Here is an 18,777-nt window from a genome sequence, read left to right as displayed (position 1 = left end):
TTACAAAGGATTAAACAGCCGGAGTGTGCTCCGGGTCATATACAGCTTGAGCACATGCTCTGGCAAATCAATGAAACCGATTGTCTGGATTGGAGGAATTCCCGTGTGGTGGATGGGAAAACCAGCTGGTCTTGCGGCTGCCTGTATTCTGATGGGTGCGTGCAGCTTAAGTGATGACCAGCTCTCTGAAAAAGCAGAAAAACTGCTTCACGAAAAAGTGGAACAAGAGCCGGAAGAGCCGACCGTTCATCAGAATGGATTTTCTGTCTTTCTGCCCGATCAGGCTGAAATGGAGAAGAACGGCAGCGCTGAGTTTCACATTAGCATGGAAGAGCAAATTTTTATCTTGAACTTGGATGGTGCAGATGCAGAGGCGGAGGAGAGCCTTCTCCCTGAACGGGAGCCGCTTCTTGCCGAAGTGTCCCAAGAAGGGGCGGAAGAAGCCTTCTTTCACATCGCGCCGTTTGATGGAGATGCCTATGAAGTGATGGTAGGGTCCGGAAATGCCAAAATTTCTGCAGTCATGAAGCTTCAGGAGATCTCTGAACAGGCGGGAATGATGTTTGATATTGTTCAGTCTGTCGAAAAACATGATCATATTGGAAGAGGCATGGCTCCCGCAGTCGGGGAGTGATGCCTCTTTTCGTCTGCGCATCCTTCTTGACAAATCAGGTGTCAAGACAGCATGATGAACAAATGAGGAGGCGGAGGCGAAGAAATTATGAAACAGTTTTTACATAAAAAAGGAATCGAGCTGTCGCTGCGGACTTATTTTATAACGGGTTTAAGCTATATGGCGTTAGGGCTGTTTTCTTCTTTGATTATCGGATTGATCATGCAGACGGCGGGTGACGCTGCTGGCATTGGATGGCTGGAGAATACCGGTACGCAGGCCATGGCGCTGGCAGGACCTGCAATCGGTGCTGCGGTCGCTTACGGCCTTAAGGCGCCGGGGCTCGTATTATTTGCAGCCTTGTTCGGAGGAGCTGCAGGTTACGATCTGGCAGGACCGGCAGGGGCGTTTATTGCTGCGGTTGGTGCAGTAGAAGCAGGCAAGCTTGTATCAGGTGAAACCAAAATAGATATTCTAGTAACACCGTTTGTAACGATCAGTGCCGGGGCAGCTGCAGCTGCGGCAATCGGACCGCCGGTCAGTGCGTTGTTGATCGGCATCGGTCAGTTTGTCATGTGGGCGACAGAGCAGCAGCCGTTCGTTATGGGGATTGTCATCGCAGCAGTTATGGGACTGGCGCTGACTGCACCAATTTCCAGCGCGGCTATCGCCATCATGCTGCAGCTTGACGGACTGGCTGCCGGGGCTGCCGCAGTCGGCTGTGCCGCGCAGATGGTTGGCTTTGCTGTAAGCAGCTATCGGGAAAACAAAGCTGCCGGGCTGATATCGCTTGGCATTGGCACCTCGATGCTGCAAATTGGCAATATTGTTCGTAACCCGCTGATCCTGATTCCGCCTACTGCAGCTGGAGCGCTGATCGGTCCGCTTGCAACGATCGTCTTTCTCATGGAGAATAACCCTGAAGGAGCCGGAATGGGGACGAGCGGATTTGTTGGACAGATTATGACGTTTCATACGATGGGATTTACCCAAAGTGTATTATGGTCCGTGCTTTTATTGCACGTTGTGCTCCCGGCTGTGATCAGTCTCTTGCTCTCAGAATGGATGAGGCATAAAGGCTGGATCAAAGCCGGTGATATGAAAATTGAACAAGCATAGGAGGCGTATTCGCTGTGAAAGAACTGACGCAGGAACACGAGATTCGAAGCGCAATGGAAGAAGGAGAGACCGTACTGATGTTTTCAGCCGGCTGGTGTCCGGACTGCACGGTAATCGAACCAGAACTTCCTGAAGTGGAAGCACACTTTTCAAGGATGAATTTTTATAAAATCGACCGGGATCTTCACCCTGATCTGGCTTCAGAACTTGATATCATGGGGATTCCAAGTTTTGTCGTCTTCCGCGATGGAACGGAAGCAGGGCGATTCGTAAGCCGGGATCGCAAAACGAAAGAAGAAATTATCCGGTTTTTGCAGGAAGTGTGAAGCCTGCCGCTAAAGCGTGTTAAAATGGCTTCAATGGAGGGATACGAACATGAAAACGATGGAAATAAAGCGGGCGCTTGAAAAAGAGCTGCAGCATGATCATTGGACGACATCATTTGATCGGGACAGGGAAACGTTCCGCATTGAAGACGACCGTGTGGACAAAGGTATTACGGTCCGCTTAGGAAATGTAAAGCAGGCATTCGAAAACGATCCGGAGGAAGCACTCGCTTCAACCGTTTCAAAAATAAAAGAAGGGATGCGGCTTCTCATTGAGCGAGTTGATTTAACTGGCAAGGAGAAGCAGATCTTCCCGGTACTCCGTACGCCGGACTTCGCTGAGGATCAGAATTTAGTTAAAGACGAGCATACGGCAGAAACGAGCGTATTTTATGCAGTCGATGAAGGCGAGTCGTATTCTTTAATTGATGAGAATATGCTCGCCTCGTCGGGCAAGACGGCCCAGGAAGTGCGAGAAGCGGCTATGTTCAACATTCGCTCGCTTTCAACGGACATGAAGCAGGACACGGTTGCGGGAAACCACTTTTACTTTTTACGCGCAGGTGACGGGTATGAGGCAAGCCGCATTCTCAACGATCAGCTGCTGGAATCGATGAAGGATATGGCAAAGGGCGAGCTTGCGGTCGCAGTTCCTCATCACGATGTGCTCATTTTTGCAGACATTCGCAATGAAGCAGGCTACGATGTGCTGGCACAAATTACGTTTCAGTTTTTCTCAGAAGGCCATGTGCCGCTGACAGCCCTGCCATTTCTCTATGAAAATGATGAATTAGAGCCGATCTTTATTCTGGCTCAGAAAAAACCGAAGAGCACGAAAAAAGATGGATGATTTTTCTATGATGCATCCTGTATAGTTAGTGATGGAAAGGTAACTCATGCTGGGCACAGTCTGCGAGTTACCTTTTCCATATTTTACATAAAAGTCAGGTGAGCGTAGTGAGAGACCCAAAGCATTATATAGATAAAATGAGAGAATGGATGTTTGGCGTTGATGATCGGACAGAGCGTCCGCCGCGTGAGTTCCAAAAACTGGAGAAGCAGGAGCGCCGGCGTCAAATTCCAGAGCTCGGTGAAGTCAAAATGCAGCACTATTATCCGAAGGAAAAGCTGAATACGGCTGAGCCGCTAAAGCCGCTGGAGCGCAAAAAAACGAAGACGGAATCAAAACCGCCGGCACGTAACAAGCCAAAGACAGAAGCAAAGCCGCCGGAAGAACGTCCGGCTTGGAGGAAACAACCGTTGGAAAAGCGCCGGCGTTCATCCGGTTCACAGGAGCAGGCCGTGCCGAAACCGCCTAAAAAACGTCCGGACGTTTACAGCCGCGGTCCGTTTAAAGCGCAGGAAATTCCTTCTCCTATTTACGGGCTGCAGCTACAGCGGGAACGTGTTAAGCGCCGTCGTGAAGCGCTCTATCCATCCGCTGCACACGAAGTAGAAGCAGAGGGTCAAACACCGGAACAATTGGGCGTACCAAAAGCAGAGCAGCCTGCAGAGCTTCCCGCGACGGAGCAGCCGGAAGGATTGCCGGATGTCGCTGAAGGATACGGTGAGCAGCTGATAAAAGCAAAGGACGAGGCATCTGCTGACCGTGCGAAAAATGAGCTTGCAGACGCGGTGGAGGAAGTGTATGAGGCAAAGAAGATCGTTCCGGCTCCGGGACCTGATCAGGAAGAGCCTGCCGTCAGTGGCGTTGAGCCAGTGCGAGCTGCTGCAGAACCCGTGCCTCCGGCTGAGCCGAAGCGGAGCGCATCGGAGCAGTCAGATTGGAAAGCGGGACTCAGCCGGGAAGAAAGAAAGCAGCTGAAAGAAGCTGCTTCCGCCCCGCCACCGCAGAAGGAACGGCGTAAGCCCGAGGTACAGTCCGTCCGCAGGAAACAGGAAGACGCAAAAGTTCCTTTTAATGTCATGATGCAGCCATCGGATAAACGAAAGGCGAGAAAGCATGATGAAGGCTACCAAAAGCCCGAGCTCCATCTTCTTTCTATTCCGCCGAAACGGGATGAGAACCTGGACAGCTGGGCAGGTGAAACGGCCCAAAAACTAAACGAAACGATGGCCTATTTTCGAGTCCGTGCAGAAGTAGTAACCTACACGTCAGGCCCCTCTGTTACCCGTTTTGAGCTGCAGCCGGAGCCTGGGGTAAAAATCAATAAAATCGTTCAGCTCACAGATGACCTAAAGCGCAGTCTGGCGGCTACTGAAATTCGAATAGAAGCCCCGATTCCGGGGAAGACGACCGTAGGGATTGAAGTGCCGAACCCATCAGCCGTGCCTGTAATGCTCCGCACCATCCTGAGAGACAACGCCTTTCGTGAGGCCGGTTCTCCACTGACGGTCGCACTCGGAATGGACATCGGAGGCAACGCGATTACAACAGATATCGGCTCCATGCCGCACGGGCTGATTGCCGGTACGACCGGATCGGGTAAAAGTGTCTGTGTTAATTCGATGCTTTTGAGCCTGCTGTATAAAGCGTCTCCGGATGAAGTGAGACTGCTGCTGATTGACCCGAAAATGGTTGAACTTGCTCCGTTTAATGATGTACCGCATCTTGCGGCCCCTGTTATTACGGATACGAAGGAAGCAACAGCTGCCTTGAAATGGGCGGTAGAAGAAATGGAGAGACGGTACCAGCTCTTTGCAAAAACCGGCTCCAGAGATCTGGAGCGGTACAACAATAAAGCAGAAAAGAAGCTGCCGCGATTAGTTATTGTGGTTGATGAGCTGGCTGATTTAATGATGGTTGCCCCGCAGGAAGTGGAGGACGCCATTTGCCGGATTGCTCAGAAAGCAAGAGCGTGCGGCATCCACCTGCTCGTGGCGACGCAGCGCCCGTCGGTAGATGTAATTACTGGCTTAATTAAAGCGAACATTCCTTCAAGAATTGCTTTTTCTGTTTCGTCTTCCGCTGATTCGAGAACTATTTTGGACAGCGGCGGAGCGGAGCGGCTGCTGGGTAAAGGGGACATGCTTTTTCATCCAAACTCGCTCCCGAAGCCGATGCGGATTCAGGGGACCTTTGTCACCGATGATGAAATTGATCGGGTGATTCAGCACACCTCAGCTATGAAAAAGCCGGAACCGCTGTTTGACCCGGCTGAAATTCGTGAGCAGCAGGACAGTGCCTCTTCCGGAGATGAGCTTTACGAAGAAGCGGTTTCGTTCGTGGCAGAACGCCAATCGGCCTCCACCTCGCTGTTGCAGCGACGGTTTCAAATCGGCTATAATCGGGCAGCGAGACTGATCGATGATATGGAGTCCCAAGGAATTGTCTCTCCGGCAAAGGGAAGCCGCCCCAGAGACGTCTACACGTCAGAGGTGTAAACCGGCATACGGATTTTTCAAGATATCAGCCGATGTACTGGATTATGTATATGAGGAAAGGGTATAGTAGAGGAAAGGTTGTACAGCCTTCCAACTGTACCCCCTTTTTTATGAAACAGGGAACCGTGATCATGCAGGCGGCCTGAACGGCCGGCCCCATACTTCGTTTGACTACCAATCAGACAGGGAGGGGATCAGAATGCATCAGATTTTACTTGGACATCTCGTAGAACAGATTTCACCTGCGTGGCTGCACCTCCTGACAGAGGAGGAACGGACGAAAGATATTGTCCTGCGCCACGGAGTCGATCAGGTCAACGAAGACGATGTGAAAGAGATCATGGAAGCAGTCATTTCAGAAAAAGCAGACAACACCCTGTACCATTAGAAACCAGCATAATTTTAATGATGAAGAATGAGGAGAACTGGATTAATGAAAGAAATAACGCTAAAGCTGCGTGGAGAGATAGACCGCCTGACAAACAAAACGTTTAAGTTCGATGAACGTGTCGGGGAAGGCTGGTTCTCAGCAGTTTATTTTTTGAAAACAAAAGAAATTGCAGAAAAAGTCATTCCCGATAACGTGGTGACGATGCAGTTTTTTCAAAAGCAGCATGCTGTCCTTTGCGGAACCGATGAAGCGATTGCTCTGCTGCAGGAGTTTGCTGTTGAACCGGAATCACTGGAAATTCATTCGCTTGAAGACGGAGATAAGGTGGAGCCGTTTGAAACTGTCCTGACGATCACGGGACCCTATCAGCATTTTGGCTTTTTAGAAGGAGTTATTGACGGCATTCTCGCCAGAAGAACATCGGTGGCGACGAACGTCTATGAAGTTGTTAAAGCAGCAAAAACGTCCGGAACAGAGAAACCTGTCATCTTCATGGGAGATCGCGATGATCATTTTACCATGCAGTCTGGTGACGGATATGCAGCGTTTATCGGCGGTTCGAAGGCCCAGGCGACTCACGCCATGAATGAATGGTGGGGCAAGAAAGGAATCGGCACGATGCCGCATGCGCTTATTCAGCTGTTCAAGGGAGATCTTGTGCAGGCGACAAAAGCCTATAAAGATACGTTTCCGGACGACGAGCTTCTTGCGCTTGTCGATTACAACAATGATGTGATTGAAGATTCACTTAAAGTAGCCAGGGAATTCGGCCGTGAGTTGAGCGGTGTCCGAGTAGATACCTCTAACCACATGGTAGACCGGTATTTTACAAGAAATCCGGACGTTCTCGGCAGTTTTGATCCGAGAGGCGTTAACCCAAAGCTGCTGTTTGCACTGAGAGATGCCCTTGATGCAGAAGGGTTTCATCATGTAAAAATTGTCGCTTCCGGAGGCTTCGATGCAAAACGGATCAGCCGGTATGAAAAAGACGGTGTTCCAGTTGATATGTACGGAGTAGGAAGCAGCCTGCTTAAGGTACATATCGGATTTACAGGAGATAACGTTCTTTTAAATGGAGAACCTCAGGCGAAAGAAGGAAGGAAATACAGGGAAAATCCGCGCTTAAAGAAAATAGAGCTCGAGGCGGCGGACATCCGGAAGTAAGGCGCCTTTCAGCAGTGCGCCTCATAAAAGAGTGACAGTGGGGAGCTGTGCCTTCGGGACGGCTCTTTTTTCTTCCCAAGTACGTACATAGCTGGAAAGGAGGCGTGCAGCATGCCCGAACGAAAAGCCACGTTTATGATTAATTTTGAGGAAATGAAGCGTGAAAAACAGGAAGCTTATCACCGGGAAGCGGAAGATTTGTACGAATGGCTGTTCCATTTCCTCGAACGGGATTTAAACATGAGAGAAAAGGTAAGGGCCAAGCATATGTTTCGAGATCTGTGCGGATTTCAGACAGAAACCGTGCTGACCCGGGAGGAGGAGCTGCACGCCGAGCACTGGATGCTGTTTGATTACATTACCGTCATCGGGTCCCGTCCATTTGATTTGTTTATCCGCAGCCACAGCAGTGAGCTGACGCCGAAAATGAAAGAAACGGCTGGCATGATGATGCTCATGCACCTGGCCCCGTATCGTGTCCTTCATACGAGCGGCAGTGAACACCTGCTTTCTCCTTTTCAGGAGGAACGTGAAATTGCAGTCCGTGCAGTCGGCAGCCCGCAGCAGGCAGAAGCAGGCGAGCTCATTTTAGCAAGAGTGGCTCAGGTCGGTTTTGAAAAGACAATGGTAGGCCCTTGTATTCGTATTGACCCGAAACATGAGGAAAAAGTACTTGAAAAACTCCGTTACTTTGAAGCGAAAGGGAGAAAATCCTACCATCGGTTTTTGAAGGAAACAGGCATATCGTTTCTGCAGTACCGTCCGTAAAATGGCACATAGCAGGGAGACGGTCTCTCTGTTATAATGAGGGAATGAACCGCCGGGACGATCCGGCAACACGACTTATTCAAAATTCGGAGGCAGTAGGAAATGACAAACTATCATTTCATTGGAATAAAAGGCTCAGGCATGAGTGCGCTGGCACAAATTTTGAGCGATATGAAAATGAACGTACAGGGCTCTGATGTGGAAAAGCGTTTTTTTACACAGATTCCGCTTGAAAATAAAAACATCCCAATCTATCCTTTTGAAGCTGACAACGTGCAGGAAGGACAGACTATCATAGCATCACCTGCGTATAACGAGACAAATCCTGAAGTTCAGCGGGCCGGTGAAAAAAAGATAACCGTCCACTCTTACCCGGACTTTTTAGGATCGTTTATTAAACAATTCACGAGTGTAGCTGTAACCGGGTCGCACGGGAAAACGACGACGACCGGGCTTCTTTCCCATGTCTTGTCTGAAGCCAGACCGACCTCGTACTTGATCGGGGACGGGACTGGAAAAGGAACAGAAAACAGCGAGTATTTCGCATTTGAAGCATGCGAGTACCGCCGTCACTTTTTGAATTATTATCCCGATTATGCAATTATGACAAATATTGATTTTGACCATCCCGACTATTTTAAAGATGTCGATGATGTCTTTCAAGCCTTTCAGGATATGGCTTCCCAGGTCCAAAAAGCAATTATCGCCTGCGGCGACGATCCGCATCTCCAGCATCTGCAGGCAGGTGTTCCGGTCATTTATTACGGGCTGTCAGAAGAAAGTGATTTTCAGGCACGGGACATCAAGACTGACGCGGAAGGGACGCACTTCGACTGCTACGTGCGGCAGGAGCATTATGGTCGGTTTACCATTCCCGGCTACGGCACCCACCACGTCCTGAACGCACTTGCAGTGATCGCGATCTGCCACTATGAGGAGATCGAAAAGGAAACAGTAGCCGCGCAGCTCGCTACGTTTTCCGGAGTGAAGCGCCGCTTCTCCGAAAAACAAGTCGGTACTCAGGTGCTCGTAGATGATTACGCTCATCACCCGACGGAAATTCGTGCAACGATTGAGTCTGCAAAAAAGAAGTACAGCGGCAGAGATGTCATCGCGATTTTTCAACCGCACACCTTTTCCAGAACCGAGGCATTTTTAGACGATTTTGCATCCGCTTTGGGTGACGCAGATTATGTGTATCTTTGCGACATCTTTTCGTCAGCCCGGGAAAAAAAGGCTGAGCTTACGATTCACGACCTGCAGCATAAAATTTCAGGTGCACAGATCCTGGAAGAATCCGGAACAGATGTCCTGATGCAGTACGAACAGGCGGTTCTGCTGTTTATGGGAGCCGGAGACGTACAGAAGTTTCAGCGGGCATACGAAGAAAACCGAAGCAGCCAGGAAGGTGCGCTGTAACGAAAACGATAAGGCTTCCATTCCGTTTCAGGATGGAAGCCTTTCTGCTGCCTGCTTTATAACAAAGAGACCGCTGTCAAGATGCTTCTGGCAGTCTCTTCAGATGACGGTTACTTCAAGTTTTCAGGGTTCAGCTGTTCGAGATCAGAAACGATAAACCGTCCGTCGCGGCGAATGACTTCCCCGTCAAAGGAGATCGTACCGCCCCCGTATTCAGGACGCTGAATGTTTACAATGTCCCAGTGTACGGCTGAGTCGTTTCCGTTATAAGCATTTTCATAAGCTTGCCCTGGAGTGAAGTGGAAGCTGCCGTCAATTTTTTCATCAAACAAGATATCCTGCATAGGATGCTGAATGAATGGATTGACCCCAATTGCAAATTCACCAATAAATCGAGCGCCTTCATCCGTGTCGAGGATCTCGTTAAGCTTTTTCGTATCGCTCGATGCGGCATCGACAATTTTACCGTTTTCGAACGTGAGACGAATTTGTTCAAACGTTGTGCCCTGATAAGGGGAAGCGGTATTATAGGTGATGGTGCCGTTCACGGAATCTTTGACAGGAGCAGTGTAAACCTCCCCGTCCGGAATGTTCAGACGGCCCGCGCATTTGATGGCCGGGATATCCTTGATAGAAAAGTGCAGGTCTGTTCCATCCCCCTGGATGTGAACGCGGTCTGTGCGGTTCATTCGATCAACAAGGGCATCCATTGCCTGATCCATGTTGGCATAGTCAAGATTGCACACGTTAAAATAGAAATCCTCAAACGCTTCCGTGCTCATTCCAGCAAGCTGTGCCATCGAATCAGTCGGGTAACGCAGCACGACCCATTTCGTATTTGGTACACGAATTTTGCGGTGTACTACTGTACCCACCGTTTTCTGGTGCAGGGCCATATTGGCTGAAGGTACATCGGACAGCTCGCTGATGTTGTCGCCGGCGCGAAGGCCTATGTAGGCATCCATCTCCTTCATCACGTCCGCTTCAAAACGAGCGGTCAGCTGCTGCTGTTCATCTGTAGCTCCCATAAGCAGGGAACGGTTTACATCATGCTCTTTTAGGGAAACAAAGGGAATAGCATGGACAGCATACGCTTCTTCCACCAGCGCCTTTACCAGCTCTTTTTGAAGGCCGAAATTTTCAATTAAGATTTTCTCTCCTTTTTGAAGATCAGTGGAATACTGAATCAGGTTTCGAGCAAGGGTTTGAATCCGTGGATCTCTCATGCTTACAGCACGCTCCTTCACACTTATAGTTTATGTATCCGTTTTCCATTCTACCGGCTGTACAGAAAAAACACCAGCCGGTGCTGTTTTCCGGGAGGATTTTGACAATTTATCTCGAATCTAGTTCAATAAGAGTTGGATACGGTAAAGTTAAACCGCAATCAGACAAGGAGGAACTAATTATGGAATGGCTCATGTATGTCAGCATTGCAATTGTCGCAGTGGCATTTGCACTTCTCGTTTTTTATCTCATCAAGACGCTGCAATCCTTGAAGGAAACGATGAACAACGTATCCAAAACAGTGGAGGACCTGCAGGGACAGGTGGAAGGAATCACAAATGAATCCACGAATCTTCTACATAAAACAAATGCGCTTGCAGACGACCTGCAGCGTAAATCAGATTCCTTGAACTCCGTATTTGCAGCAGCTCAGGATCTCGGCGTGACGTTTCAGAATATGAATACGTCCGTTAAACGCGTATCCGATTCGGTATCGCGCCAGGCCGACCAGCGGTCTGAACAGGTAGCAAAGGCCGTTCAATGGGGGAACGTAGCGCTTGAGCTGTGGACCCGCTATAAGAAGCAAAAAGAAACGAATGTGTAAGTATACGTGAAGGAGGCTGTGCCAATGAGCGACGAAGGCATGAACGTAAAGGATTTTGTAATCGGGGCACTGGTAGGCGGGCTGGCAGGAGCATCCGCTGCTTTTCTGCTTACGCCAAAATCCGGACGTGAAATCCGGCGTAATATTAATACGCAGGCAAGAGAGAGCACGAGCAGTCTTGCGGACAAAATGAGAGATTTGTCGCGCTCGGTGCGACGTGATATGAAAGAACTGACCGACTCTGCAGACTATCTGATGGAGGATTTTGAAGGATTGTCCGATGATATTGCAGCTTCTGTCCGTAAAGAAGTGGAAGACTTGCAGCGGTCTGTCGAGCAGCTGATCCAGGAAGTGGAAGAGCGCGAAAAGCAAAATCGGGGAGGAGCTTCTACATGACGTTAAAAAAGCTTGAAGACAACGAAACCCTCCGGACTCTTTATGAGCGCCCAGAGCCTTTTCTGATCTTTAAGCACAGTACGACCTGTCCGATCAGCTCGGAGGCTTGGAGCGAGCTCCAATCTTATGCAGACATTTCCGAACTGCCGATCTATTACTTGCATGTGCAGGAGTTTCGCAGCGGATCTGCCGATATTGCAGAGACCTACAGCGTTAAACACGAATCGCCCCAGGCACTGCTCGTGCACAATCAGCGGGTGCTCTGGCATGATTCACACTGGAATATTACGAAAGACAGCCTGCAGCAGGCAGAGGCCGGTGTACGCCGGTCGTAAATACTATAGCATCGTGATTCGATTCATCCGCCGAAGCAAGCTTCGGCGGATGTTATTTTCGCTCAAAAACAGAAACGAATGAATGAATGAAAAAAAGATATTATTTTTGTTAAATCCTCAACCCTCTGAGCGAGAAGGAGTTTCGCGATATTTTGTCGCTTTAATGCTTAAAAGCGTTTAATTATTAAAGAAAAGGGGCTGACAAGCAGGCAAGTATCGTTTATAATGATCATTAAATCTAAAGGAAGCACAAGCTTGGTGCTAATCACGAGAGGAGTTTTATAGAATGGGTAACGAACAGCTGGAAGAGCTTAGAAAACAATTAGATGAGGTGAATGATCAGCTATTTGAACTGATCACAAAGCGTGCCGAGCTTGCACAGGAAGTTGGACGGGTAAAAGCAGCTCAGGGTCTGAACCGCTTCGATCCGGTTCGTGAACGAAAGATGCTTGATGCACTCGCAGCTAAAAACGAAGGACCATTTGAAACATCAACTATTCAGCATATATTTAAAGAAATTTTCAAGGCAAGCCTGGAGCTTCAGGAGGATGATCACAGTAAAGCGATGCTCGTCTCCCGTAAGCGCAAGCAGGATGATACAATTGTTACTATTAAAGGCGAGGCAATCGGGGATGGTCAGCAGCGCATAATCGCAGGACCATGTTCCGTAGAGAGCCGCGAACAAGTGGATCAGGTAGCTCAGACGCTGAAAAAGCAGGGCATTAAACTGATGCGGGGCGGCGCATTCAAGCCGAGAACATCTCCGTACGACTTTCAGGGGCTTGGGATTGAAGGACTTGAAATTTTAAAGGAAGCTGCTGACAAGCATGATCTTGCAGTGATCAGTGAGATCGTCACGCCGCACGATATCGAAAAAGCAGTGGACTACCTGGACGTGATCCAAATCGGTGCCCGCAATATGCAGAACTTCGAGCTTCTGAAGGCTGCAGGTAAAGTGGATAAACCAATTCTGTTGAAGCGAGGCCTCTCGGCAACTCTCGCTGAGTTCATTAATGCAGCAGAGTACATCCACTCTCAAGGCAATGGCAACATCATCCTTTGTGAGCGTGGTATCCGCACGTACGAAACTGCTACACGTAATACGCTGGACATTTCAGCTGTTCCGATTTTGAAGCAGGAAACACACCTGCCGGTTCTTGTCGATGTCACGCATTCTACCGGCCGCCGGGATCTGCTGCTTCCGGCAGCGAAGGCAGCTCTTGCAATCGGAGCCGACGGTGTGATGACCGAGGTTCACCCGGATCCTGCAGTAGCACTTTCCGATTCTGCGCAGCAGATGGACTTCCCGCAGTTTGATGAGTTCCTCAACAAACTGGAAGAATCCGGTCTTTACAAGCGTGGGAGTGTAACAGCAAACTAAGTGATGAAAAAAAGCGGACCAGTTCCTCAAGTTAAGGGAGGGCGGTCCGCTTTTACGTGTGCACTTTTGAAAACAATGTATGAAAACGTGAATATTGAATGTTGATTATGTCGTTTTTCAGGTGCGGCATTAGGGTCGCCCTATTCAGGACTAATCATGTTTTTTCGAGGAAATCACATCGATTCCTTCAGGAAGGAAAGCAGGCTGTCGATATAATCTATAGTTTGCGTGCCTCCTGAAAGTATACTATGATTAGCGTATATTATGAAAATATGAAAGTAAAATTTTTCTATATACCGTAAGGAGGAAACAGCAAATGAATAATGTAACGATTTATGATGTAGCTAGAGAAGCAGGTGTATCCATGGCTACCGTTTCACGAGTGGTAAACGGTAATCCAAACGTAAAACCGACGACTAGAAAGCGTGTTATGGAAGCAATTGAGCGGCTGGGCTATCGACCAAACGCTGTCGCGAGGGGGCTTGCGAGCAAACGGACGACGACTGTAGGGGTTATTATTCCGGACATCTCCAGCATCTTTTTCTCTGAACTGGCACGGGGGATAGAGGACATTGCAACAATGTATAAATATAACATTATCCTCAGCAACTCTGATCAAAACAAGGAAAAAGAAATTCACCTCATCAATACGATGCTTGAGAAACAAGTGGACGGTATTGTTTTCATGGGCGGAGAGATTACAAAGGAACATGAGGAAACGTTTAAACAGTCGCCGGTACCGATTGTGCTTTCCGCAACATTGGACGAAAAACGGGAGCTTCCATCGGTTAACATCGATTACAAGCAGGCTGCTTACGACGCTGTATCAGCCATCATTCGGCAGGGTCACAAGCGTGTCGCAATGCTTACAGGCACGCTGGAAGACCCGATCAACGGTTATCAGAAGTTTTCAGGCTACAAAGAAGCGCTTCACGACGCCGGCATCGACCTTGACGACAACCTGGTAGTGATCGGCGACTATACGCATGACGCTGGTGTGGATGCGATGGAACAGCTTCTGAAACTTGATGAACAGCCGACAGCTGTCTTTGCGAGCACCGATGAAATGGCGCTTGGTTTGATTCACGGTGCACAGGATCACGGCAAGCATGTGCCAGATGACTTTGAAATTGTTGGATTTGATAACACTCGTCTCGCAACGATGGTTCGCCCTACGCTTTCCACAGTCGTTCAGCCGATGTATGACATCGGCGCGGTTTCCATGCGTCTGCTTACGAAGCTCATGAATAAAGAAGAAGTAACAGAAAATGCAGTAGTACTGCCGCATCGTATCGAATACCGCCAGTCGACGTCCTTTTCTGAAGACGAGTAAGTTCTGGTAGGCGGTCATCCGGCGGCAGCTGCAGCGTGGGGAGCGACTTATGAAAAAAACAGATTTACTCACACCGATCGGACTGTTCATCGGCATGACCGCAATGTTTTTAGCCATTTTTTCAAGCACGGCTGGAACAGGAAACCTGACAGATTTTCTGCAGGTGACTTCCATTCTGATCGTACTTGGGGGGCTGACGGCTGCAATTTTCATCAACTTTTCCCTGACAGATATCAAGCTGATGCCCCGTGTATTCAAGGAGGCGTTTCAGACGCGTAATCACGACCTGAGATCGCTCATTGATACATTTGTCGACCTGTCGACGAAAGCGCGAAGGGAAGGGCTGCTAGCGCTTGAAGCTGGGTTGGAGGAAGTAGAGGACCCGTTTATTGAGAAAGGGGTCCTGCTCGCCGTGGACGGCATTGAGCCGGATGTTATTAAAGATATTATGATGGCAGAGGTCGTGGCGATGGAAGAGCGTCACCGGAAGGGCCGTCTTGTCATTGAAAAGGCTGCTGAATATGCACCTGCCTGGGGAATGATCGGTACGCTGGTCGGGCTCGTGCTAATGCTGCAAAATTTAAATGATCCGGCAACGCTCGGCCCTAATATGGCAGTCGCTTTATTGACGACGCTCTATGGTACGCTGCTCGCGAACCTCGTCTTTGGTCCGATGGGCCATAAACTCATGCTTAGTACGGAAGATGAAGTATTCGTCAAGCAAATTATTATCGAAGGTGTCATTGGTGTTCAATCCGGTCAAAATCCAAAGGTGCTGCAGGAAAAACTCGCTGCGTTTCTGCCAGCTTCTTCAAAAAAGAAGGAAGAAGAAGCACCTATAGGGGAGCCGGTTTCGAATGAATAGAAGACGCCGTGAAGAAGAACGCGGGGCTCCAAAATGGATGGTCACGTTCTCCGATATGATGACGCTGATTCTCGTCTTTTTTATTCTGCTGTTTTCCATGTCCGTCGTAGATGCGACGAAGTTTCGTGCGATTGCTGATTCATTTCAGGAACGGGCTGTGTTTGATGGATTCCCTTCCGTACTGCCGTTTGAAAGTCCGGCAGAAGAACGGGAGCTGGAAGCAGAGCCTTCGGACAGTCAAATGGATCCCTTTGAGCCATATGAGGAAATGGAGCAGGATGAGCTGAACGAACAGCTCGATGAACTGCTCGAAGACGTCAATGAATATTTGGAAGAGAATGAATTCACCGAAGAGATTACAGCTTCGCGGGATGATAGAGGTGTCGTGCTGGTTCTGCAGGAGCAGGCGCTGTTTGCAACAGCCAGTGCAGACTTGATTGACGAAGCTGAGCCGTTTCTTGATAAAGTATCTGAGCTGCTTGATACGATCCCTAACATGGTGAAAGTGGAAGGTCATACTGACAGCCGGCCAATCAGCACGATGCAGTTTCCATCCAACTGGGAGCTTTCCGGGGCGCGTGCAAGCAGCGTCATCCGCTATTTAACTGAGGCGGGAGAGCTTAATCCGCAGCGGTTCATGGCTGCGGGCTATGGGGATACGAGACCGGTGGCGCCGAACACGTCGGAAGAGAACCTTCAGCAGAACAGGCGTGTTGTGCTTGTGATTTCAGACCCATCCTTTGACGAGGACGATCTTTATTAAACGCACCCAGCATAGGGGACATAAACGTAAAGAACGGTCACCAAACGGAACAGTAAATGATACAATGGAGTCAGCAGAGGCTGTCGTTCCGCTGCGGCGGACGGCAGCCTGTTTTGACGCTTTTACAGAGGAGGGATCGCATGAAAATCGGATTAATCGGTGCAATGGAAGAAGAAATTGCCCACTTCATGCATCTGCTTACAGTTGAGGAAAAATATCAGCTCGCTAAAAACACGTATGCGGTCGGCAAATTTGGCATGTGTGATGTGGTTCTGACAAAAGCAGGTGTCGGCAAAGTGAACGCCGCAGCCGCTGCTCAGAAAATGATTGATGTGTTTGAAGTGGATGTGCTGCTCTTTACCGGCGTGGCCGGGGCTGCTAATCCTGACTATGAAATTGGGGATGTGGTAATCAGCACCTCATGCCAGCAGCATGACATTGAGGCAGAAGCACTGGGGTTTCCAAGAGGGACCATTCCTATGTCGGACACCCCTGCCGACATTCCGGCAGATGAATCTTGGCAGCAGCGGCTTTTGGAAGCTGCAAATGAGCTGGAGGACGATGTTAATGTCTATGCAGGTAAAGTGGTCAGCGGTGACCAATTCATTGCTGATAAAGACAAAGTAGCGGATCTCAGGCAGACGTTTCAGGCGGACTGTGTGGAAATGGAAGGTGCAGCAGTGGCGCAGATTGCATGGATGCACGATGTCCCCTTCGTGATTCTGCGCTCGATGTCTGACAAAGCCAACGGGGAAGCGCCCGAAGCCTTTCAGAAATGGGTGTACGAAACGGCTGAACGCTCGGCGGCTATTATTTCCAGTGCACTGACGAGGCTGTCATCTGAAATTAGCAGCAGCCAATAGAAGATGCGGGGCTGAAAACCATTACGAAACAAAAACAAGCAGAAGCCGGTCCCTAAAGGGAGGCTTCTGCTTTTTCTATGCCGTCAGCACGAAGGCTTGGAACGATCACGTCTGTTTAGAAAGAAATTTGAGGGCTTGTTTAACCGTACGGGCATTTTTCTGATTGATTTCCTTGCGGCGGGGAATTTCCGGATACAGTCCTTTTGGATCGTGCCAAGAGTGGGGCAGCTTCACGGGAGACTCTTCCTGCCACTTTGCAAGCCAATCGTCCGGAATCGGTTCCTCGCGGAGAGCTGTCTGACCGCTCATTTCCATCCACAGGCTCCCCCACGCGCGCGGAACGACTCTCCAGATATCGTATCCGCCGCCGCCGACAGCAATCCATCGCCCATCGCAGTATTCATGCGCCAGCTCGTGGGCAATCCGCGGCACTTCATGAAAAAATTGAAGCGTCCCGCAAAGATGTGTAAGGGGATCAAAATAGTGCGCATCAGCTCCGTTTTGGGTTAAAATCACATCCGGCTTGAACGTCTCCACGACCTTGCGCATGACCTTTTCGCATGCTTCAAGCATCGTGTCGTCTTCCGAAAAAGCTTCAAACGGTACGTTGAAGGCAGTGCCGTAACCGTCGCCGTGACCGCGCTCCGACACATGGCCGGTTCCCGGAAACAGAAATCGTCCGCTCTCATGAAACGACAGCGTGCAGACATCCGGATCGTCATAAAAAGCCCATTGCACACCGTCCCCGTGATGCGCATCGGTGTCAATATAAAGGACTCGTGCCTGGTATTTCTGCTTCATGTATTCAATCGCGATTGAACTGTCGTTGTAAATACAAAAACCGGAAGCTTTGCCCCGGAACCCGTGATGCAGGCCACCACCTAAGTTGAGGGCATGCTCATATTTCTTTTCAAAAACGAGATCGGCTGCTTGCAGCGTTCCGCCGACAAGCCACGAAGCAGCGTCATGCATCATCGGAAAGACAGGCGTGTCTTCCGTACCGATCCCGTATTTCGTTGTAAATGACGATTTATGCTGACCATCTGTTGCACTCATCACGGCCGAAACGAAATCTTCATCGTGAACGAGGAGCAGTTCATCCACCGTCGCCATTCGCGCTGGAATAATGTCAGCCTCATTCAAGGCCCCTGCTTTTACTAAAAGGTCGTTGGTCATCGTCAGGCGCCGCTGGTTAAAGGGGTGATCCTCATGAAATTTATAGCCAAGCTGCTCTTCAGAAAACACAAAAGCTGCTTCATGTTTCATAGTGTCATCTCCGGTTCTTCAGGCCAGATCAGTTCACAGCCGTTTTCTTTCAGTGCCTGGGCAAAGCGGCCCGGATTCATTGTCTGCAATCGCATCACGATCCGCATTCTGCCGTCCTCGGCGGGAATGACAAAGATGCTGCGGATATTCTGGGCGTGTTCTTTCGCTACTGCCGTCACGTCAGCCAGCTTGCCGCTTTTATCATCGACTTCTACTTCCACGCGGGAGGACGGCCGGTCTGATCCGGTAAGGCGCACGAGCGTCCGCAGCAGATCCGTGTCGGTTAATATGCCGATCACCTTCTCATTTGGATCAATGACGGGAAGACAGTGTATTTTATTTTCGAGCATCTGGTGAGCAGCGTCTTCAACAAAATCCCCTGGCAGGCAGGTATGTACGTGGCGTGTCATATAGTCTGCTACCGTACCGGAATCGACTCCGCGAACATCCCGGTTGGAAAGGACTCCCTCGAGCCCGTCTTCATCAACAACAGGAAGGTGGCGGACATCGTGCTGCTTCATCGCTTTAGCAGCCTCAGTTACAGATTTATTAGAGGATATCGTAATGACGTCTTTTTGCATCACTTCTTCTATTTTCAT

At 49.5% G+C, this 18,777-nt stretch carries 20 protein-coding genes; 17 read left to right on the top strand and 3 right to left on the bottom strand.

All coding sequences use genetic code 11. From position 1 onward, the window contains the following. Window positions 1–103: 103 nt before the first annotated feature. The 9 genes from ACSZLD_RS01470 to murC all read left to right on the top strand — a co-directional run bounded on the left by ACSZLD_RS01470 (window position 104) and on the right by murC (window position 9,145). On the top strand, window positions 104–634 hold the full coding sequence (locus ACSZLD_RS01470) for a hypothetical protein (protein WP_377910180.1): 531 nt from the start codon (window positions 104–106) through the stop codon (window positions 632–634). Window positions 635–721: 87 nt separating this feature from the next. After that, window positions 722–1,732, top strand: a complete 1,011-nt coding sequence (locus ACSZLD_RS01465; RefSeq protein ID WP_444684029.1) for a PTS sugar transporter subunit IIC — start codon at window positions 722–724, stop codon at window positions 1,730–1,732. Window positions 1,733–1,746: 14 nt separating this feature from the next. Then, window positions 1,747–2,058, top strand: a complete 312-nt coding sequence (locus tag ACSZLD_RS01460) for a thioredoxin family protein (protein WP_444684028.1) — start codon at window positions 1,747–1,749, stop codon at window positions 2,056–2,058. Between the two features lie 49 nt (window positions 2,059–2,107). After that, complete coding sequence (locus ACSZLD_RS01455; RefSeq protein WP_444684027.1) at window positions 2,108–2,908, top strand: DUF1444 family protein; 801 nt, start codon at window positions 2,108–2,110, stop codon at window positions 2,906–2,908. 107 nt (window positions 2,909–3,015) lie between these two features. Then, complete coding sequence (locus ACSZLD_RS01450; protein ID WP_444684026.1) at window positions 3,016–5,403, top strand: DNA translocase FtsK; 2,388 nt, start codon at window positions 3,016–3,018, stop codon at window positions 5,401–5,403. 199 nt (window positions 5,404–5,602) lie between these two features. Next, a complete protein-coding gene (locus ACSZLD_RS01445) occupies window positions 5,603–5,791 on the top strand; it encodes a hypothetical protein (protein WP_377910176.1) in 189 nt (62 codons plus the stop codon). A gap of 45 nt (window positions 5,792–5,836) precedes the next feature. Then, complete coding sequence (locus tag ACSZLD_RS01440; RefSeq protein WP_377910175.1) at window positions 5,837–6,958, top strand: nicotinate phosphoribosyltransferase; 1,122 nt, start codon at window positions 5,837–5,839, stop codon at window positions 6,956–6,958. A gap of 111 nt (window positions 6,959–7,069) precedes the next feature. Then, complete coding sequence (locus ACSZLD_RS01435) at window positions 7,070–7,726, top strand: hypothetical protein (protein WP_377910174.1); 657 nt, start codon at window positions 7,070–7,072, stop codon at window positions 7,724–7,726. 102 nt (window positions 7,727–7,828) lie between these two features. Next, a complete protein-coding gene (gene murC / locus ACSZLD_RS01430) occupies window positions 7,829–9,145 on the top strand; it encodes a UDP-N-acetylmuramate--L-alanine ligase (RefSeq protein ID WP_377910173.1) in 1,317 nt (438 codons plus the stop codon). Window positions 9,146–9,255: 110 nt separating this feature from the next. On the opposite strand, the gene ACSZLD_RS01425 is transcribed toward murC, so the two are convergent. Next, window positions 9,256–10,371 carry an aminopeptidase gene (locus ACSZLD_RS01425; RefSeq protein WP_444684025.1) on the bottom strand — a complete coding sequence of 372 codons (1,116 nt, stop codon included), beginning with the start codon at window positions 10,369–10,371 and terminating at the stop codon, window positions 9,256–9,258. A 182-nt stretch (window positions 10,372–10,553) separates the two neighbouring features. On the opposite strand from ACSZLD_RS01425, the gene ACSZLD_RS01420 reads away from it, so the two are divergent. The 8 genes from ACSZLD_RS01420 (at window position 10,554) to ACSZLD_RS01385 (ending at window position 16,912) form a co-directional block, all read left to right on the top strand. After that, a complete protein-coding gene (locus ACSZLD_RS01420) occupies window positions 10,554–10,976 on the top strand; it encodes a DUF948 domain-containing protein (protein ID WP_377910171.1) in 423 nt (140 codons plus the stop codon). Window positions 10,977–11,000: 24 nt separating this feature from the next. After that, the gene (locus tag ACSZLD_RS01415; RefSeq protein WP_377910170.1) at window positions 11,001–11,372 is read left to right on the top strand and encodes a YtxH domain-containing protein; all 372 of its coding nucleotides are present in this window, start codon (window positions 11,001–11,003) and stop codon (window positions 11,370–11,372) included. Beyond that, a complete protein-coding gene (gene ytxJ / locus ACSZLD_RS01410) occupies window positions 11,369–11,707 on the top strand; it encodes a bacillithiol system redox-active protein YtxJ (protein WP_377910169.1) in 339 nt (112 codons plus the stop codon). Before ACSZLD_RS01415 ends, ytxJ begins: the two co-directional genes overlap by 4 nt. A gap of 286 nt (window positions 11,708–11,993) precedes the next feature. Further along, complete coding sequence (locus tag ACSZLD_RS01405) at window positions 11,994–13,088, top strand: bifunctional 3-deoxy-7-phosphoheptulonate synthase/chorismate mutase (protein ID WP_377910168.1); 1,095 nt, start codon at window positions 11,994–11,996, stop codon at window positions 13,086–13,088. Between the two features lie 316 nt (window positions 13,089–13,404). Beyond that, window positions 13,405–14,421 carry a catabolite control protein A gene (gene ccpA / locus ACSZLD_RS01400; protein WP_444684024.1) on the top strand — a complete coding sequence of 339 codons (1,017 nt, stop codon included), beginning with the start codon at window positions 13,405–13,407 and terminating at the stop codon, window positions 14,419–14,421. A 49-nt stretch (window positions 14,422–14,470) separates the two neighbouring features. After that, complete coding sequence (gene motP / locus ACSZLD_RS01395) at window positions 14,471–15,286, top strand: flagellar motor protein MotP (protein WP_444684023.1); 816 nt, start codon at window positions 14,471–14,473, stop codon at window positions 15,284–15,286. After that, complete coding sequence (gene motS / locus ACSZLD_RS01390) at window positions 15,279–16,049, top strand: flagellar motor protein MotS (protein WP_377910165.1); 771 nt, start codon at window positions 15,279–15,281, stop codon at window positions 16,047–16,049. Before motP ends, motS begins: the two co-directional genes overlap by 8 nt. A 140-nt stretch (window positions 16,050–16,189) precedes the next feature. Continuing rightward, entirely contained in the window at window positions 16,190–16,912 is a 723-nt protein-coding gene (locus ACSZLD_RS01385) for a 5'-methylthioadenosine/adenosylhomocysteine nucleosidase (protein WP_377910164.1), read from the top strand. A gap of 105 nt (window positions 16,913–17,017) precedes the next feature. Here the strand turns inward: ACSZLD_RS01385 and ACSZLD_RS01380 are convergent, their stop codons facing one another. After that, a complete protein-coding gene (locus ACSZLD_RS01380) occupies window positions 17,018–18,178 on the bottom strand; it encodes an acetoin utilization protein AcuC (RefSeq protein WP_377910163.1) in 1,161 nt (386 codons plus the stop codon). Continuing rightward, the gene (locus ACSZLD_RS01375; RefSeq protein ID WP_377910161.1) at window positions 18,175–18,777 is read right to left on the bottom strand and encodes a CBS and ACT domain-containing protein; all 603 of its coding nucleotides are present in this window, start codon (window positions 18,775–18,777) and stop codon (window positions 18,175–18,177) included. The genes ACSZLD_RS01380 and ACSZLD_RS01375 overlap by 4 nt, the downstream gene beginning before the upstream one ends.

This window comes from Alkalicoccus luteus (assembly GCF_052061695.1).
GTDB lineage: Bacteria > Bacillota > Bacilli > Bacillales > Salisediminibacteriaceae > Alkalicoccus > Alkalicoccus luteus.
The sequence above is the reverse complement of the archived record's forward strand: the minus strand, read 5'-3'. Positions and strand labels throughout refer to the sequence as shown.

Excerpts from the sequence above, each read along its gene's own strand:
- ACSZLD_RS01465 (WP_444684029.1), top strand. The coding sequence starts at position 722 with ATGAAACAGTTTTTACATAAAAAAGGAATCGAGCTGTCGCTGCGGACT.
- ACSZLD_RS01455 (WP_444684027.1), top strand. The coding sequence starts at position 2,108 with ATGAAAACGATGGAAATAAAGCGGGCGCTTGAAAAAGAGCTGCAGCAT.
- ACSZLD_RS01445 (WP_377910176.1), top strand. The coding sequence starts at position 5,603 with ATGCATCAGATTTTACTTGGACATCTCGTAGAACAGATTTCACCTGCG.
- ACSZLD_RS01440 (WP_377910175.1), top strand. The coding sequence starts at position 5,837 with ATGAAAGAAATAACGCTAAAGCTGCGTGGAGAGATAGACCGCCTGACA.
- ACSZLD_RS01435 (WP_377910174.1), top strand. The coding sequence starts at position 7,070 with ATGCCCGAACGAAAAGCCACGTTTATGATTAATTTTGAGGAAATGAAG.
- murC (WP_377910173.1), top strand. The coding sequence starts at position 7,829 with ATGACAAACTATCATTTCATTGGAATAAAAGGCTCAGGCATGAGTGCG.
- ACSZLD_RS01425 (WP_444684025.1), bottom strand. The coding sequence starts at position 10,371 with ATGAGAGATCCACGGATTCAAACCCTTGCTCGAAACCTGATTCAGTAT.
- ACSZLD_RS01420 (WP_377910171.1), top strand. The coding sequence starts at position 10,554 with ATGGAATGGCTCATGTATGTCAGCATTGCAATTGTCGCAGTGGCATTT.
- ACSZLD_RS01415 (WP_377910170.1), top strand. The coding sequence starts at position 11,001 with ATGAGCGACGAAGGCATGAACGTAAAGGATTTTGTAATCGGGGCACTG.
- ytxJ (WP_377910169.1), top strand. The coding sequence starts at position 11,369 with ATGACGTTAAAAAAGCTTGAAGACAACGAAACCCTCCGGACTCTTTAT.
- ACSZLD_RS01405 (WP_377910168.1), top strand. The coding sequence starts at position 11,994 with ATGGGTAACGAACAGCTGGAAGAGCTTAGAAAACAATTAGATGAGGTG.
- ccpA (WP_444684024.1), top strand. The coding sequence starts at position 13,405 with ATGAATAATGTAACGATTTATGATGTAGCTAGAGAAGCAGGTGTATCC.
- motP (WP_444684023.1), top strand. The coding sequence starts at position 14,471 with ATGAAAAAAACAGATTTACTCACACCGATCGGACTGTTCATCGGCATG.
- motS (WP_377910165.1), top strand. The coding sequence starts at position 15,279 with ATGAATAGAAGACGCCGTGAAGAAGAACGCGGGGCTCCAAAATGGATG.
- ACSZLD_RS01385 (WP_377910164.1), top strand. The coding sequence starts at position 16,190 with ATGAAAATCGGATTAATCGGTGCAATGGAAGAAGAAATTGCCCACTTC.
- ACSZLD_RS01380 (WP_377910163.1), bottom strand. The coding sequence starts at position 18,178 with ATGAAACATGAAGCAGCTTTTGTGTTTTCTGAAGAGCAGCTTGGCTAT.
- ACSZLD_RS01375 (WP_377910161.1), bottom strand. The coding sequence starts at position 18,777 with ATGAAAATAGAAGAAGTGATGCAAAAAGACGTCATTACGATATCCTCT.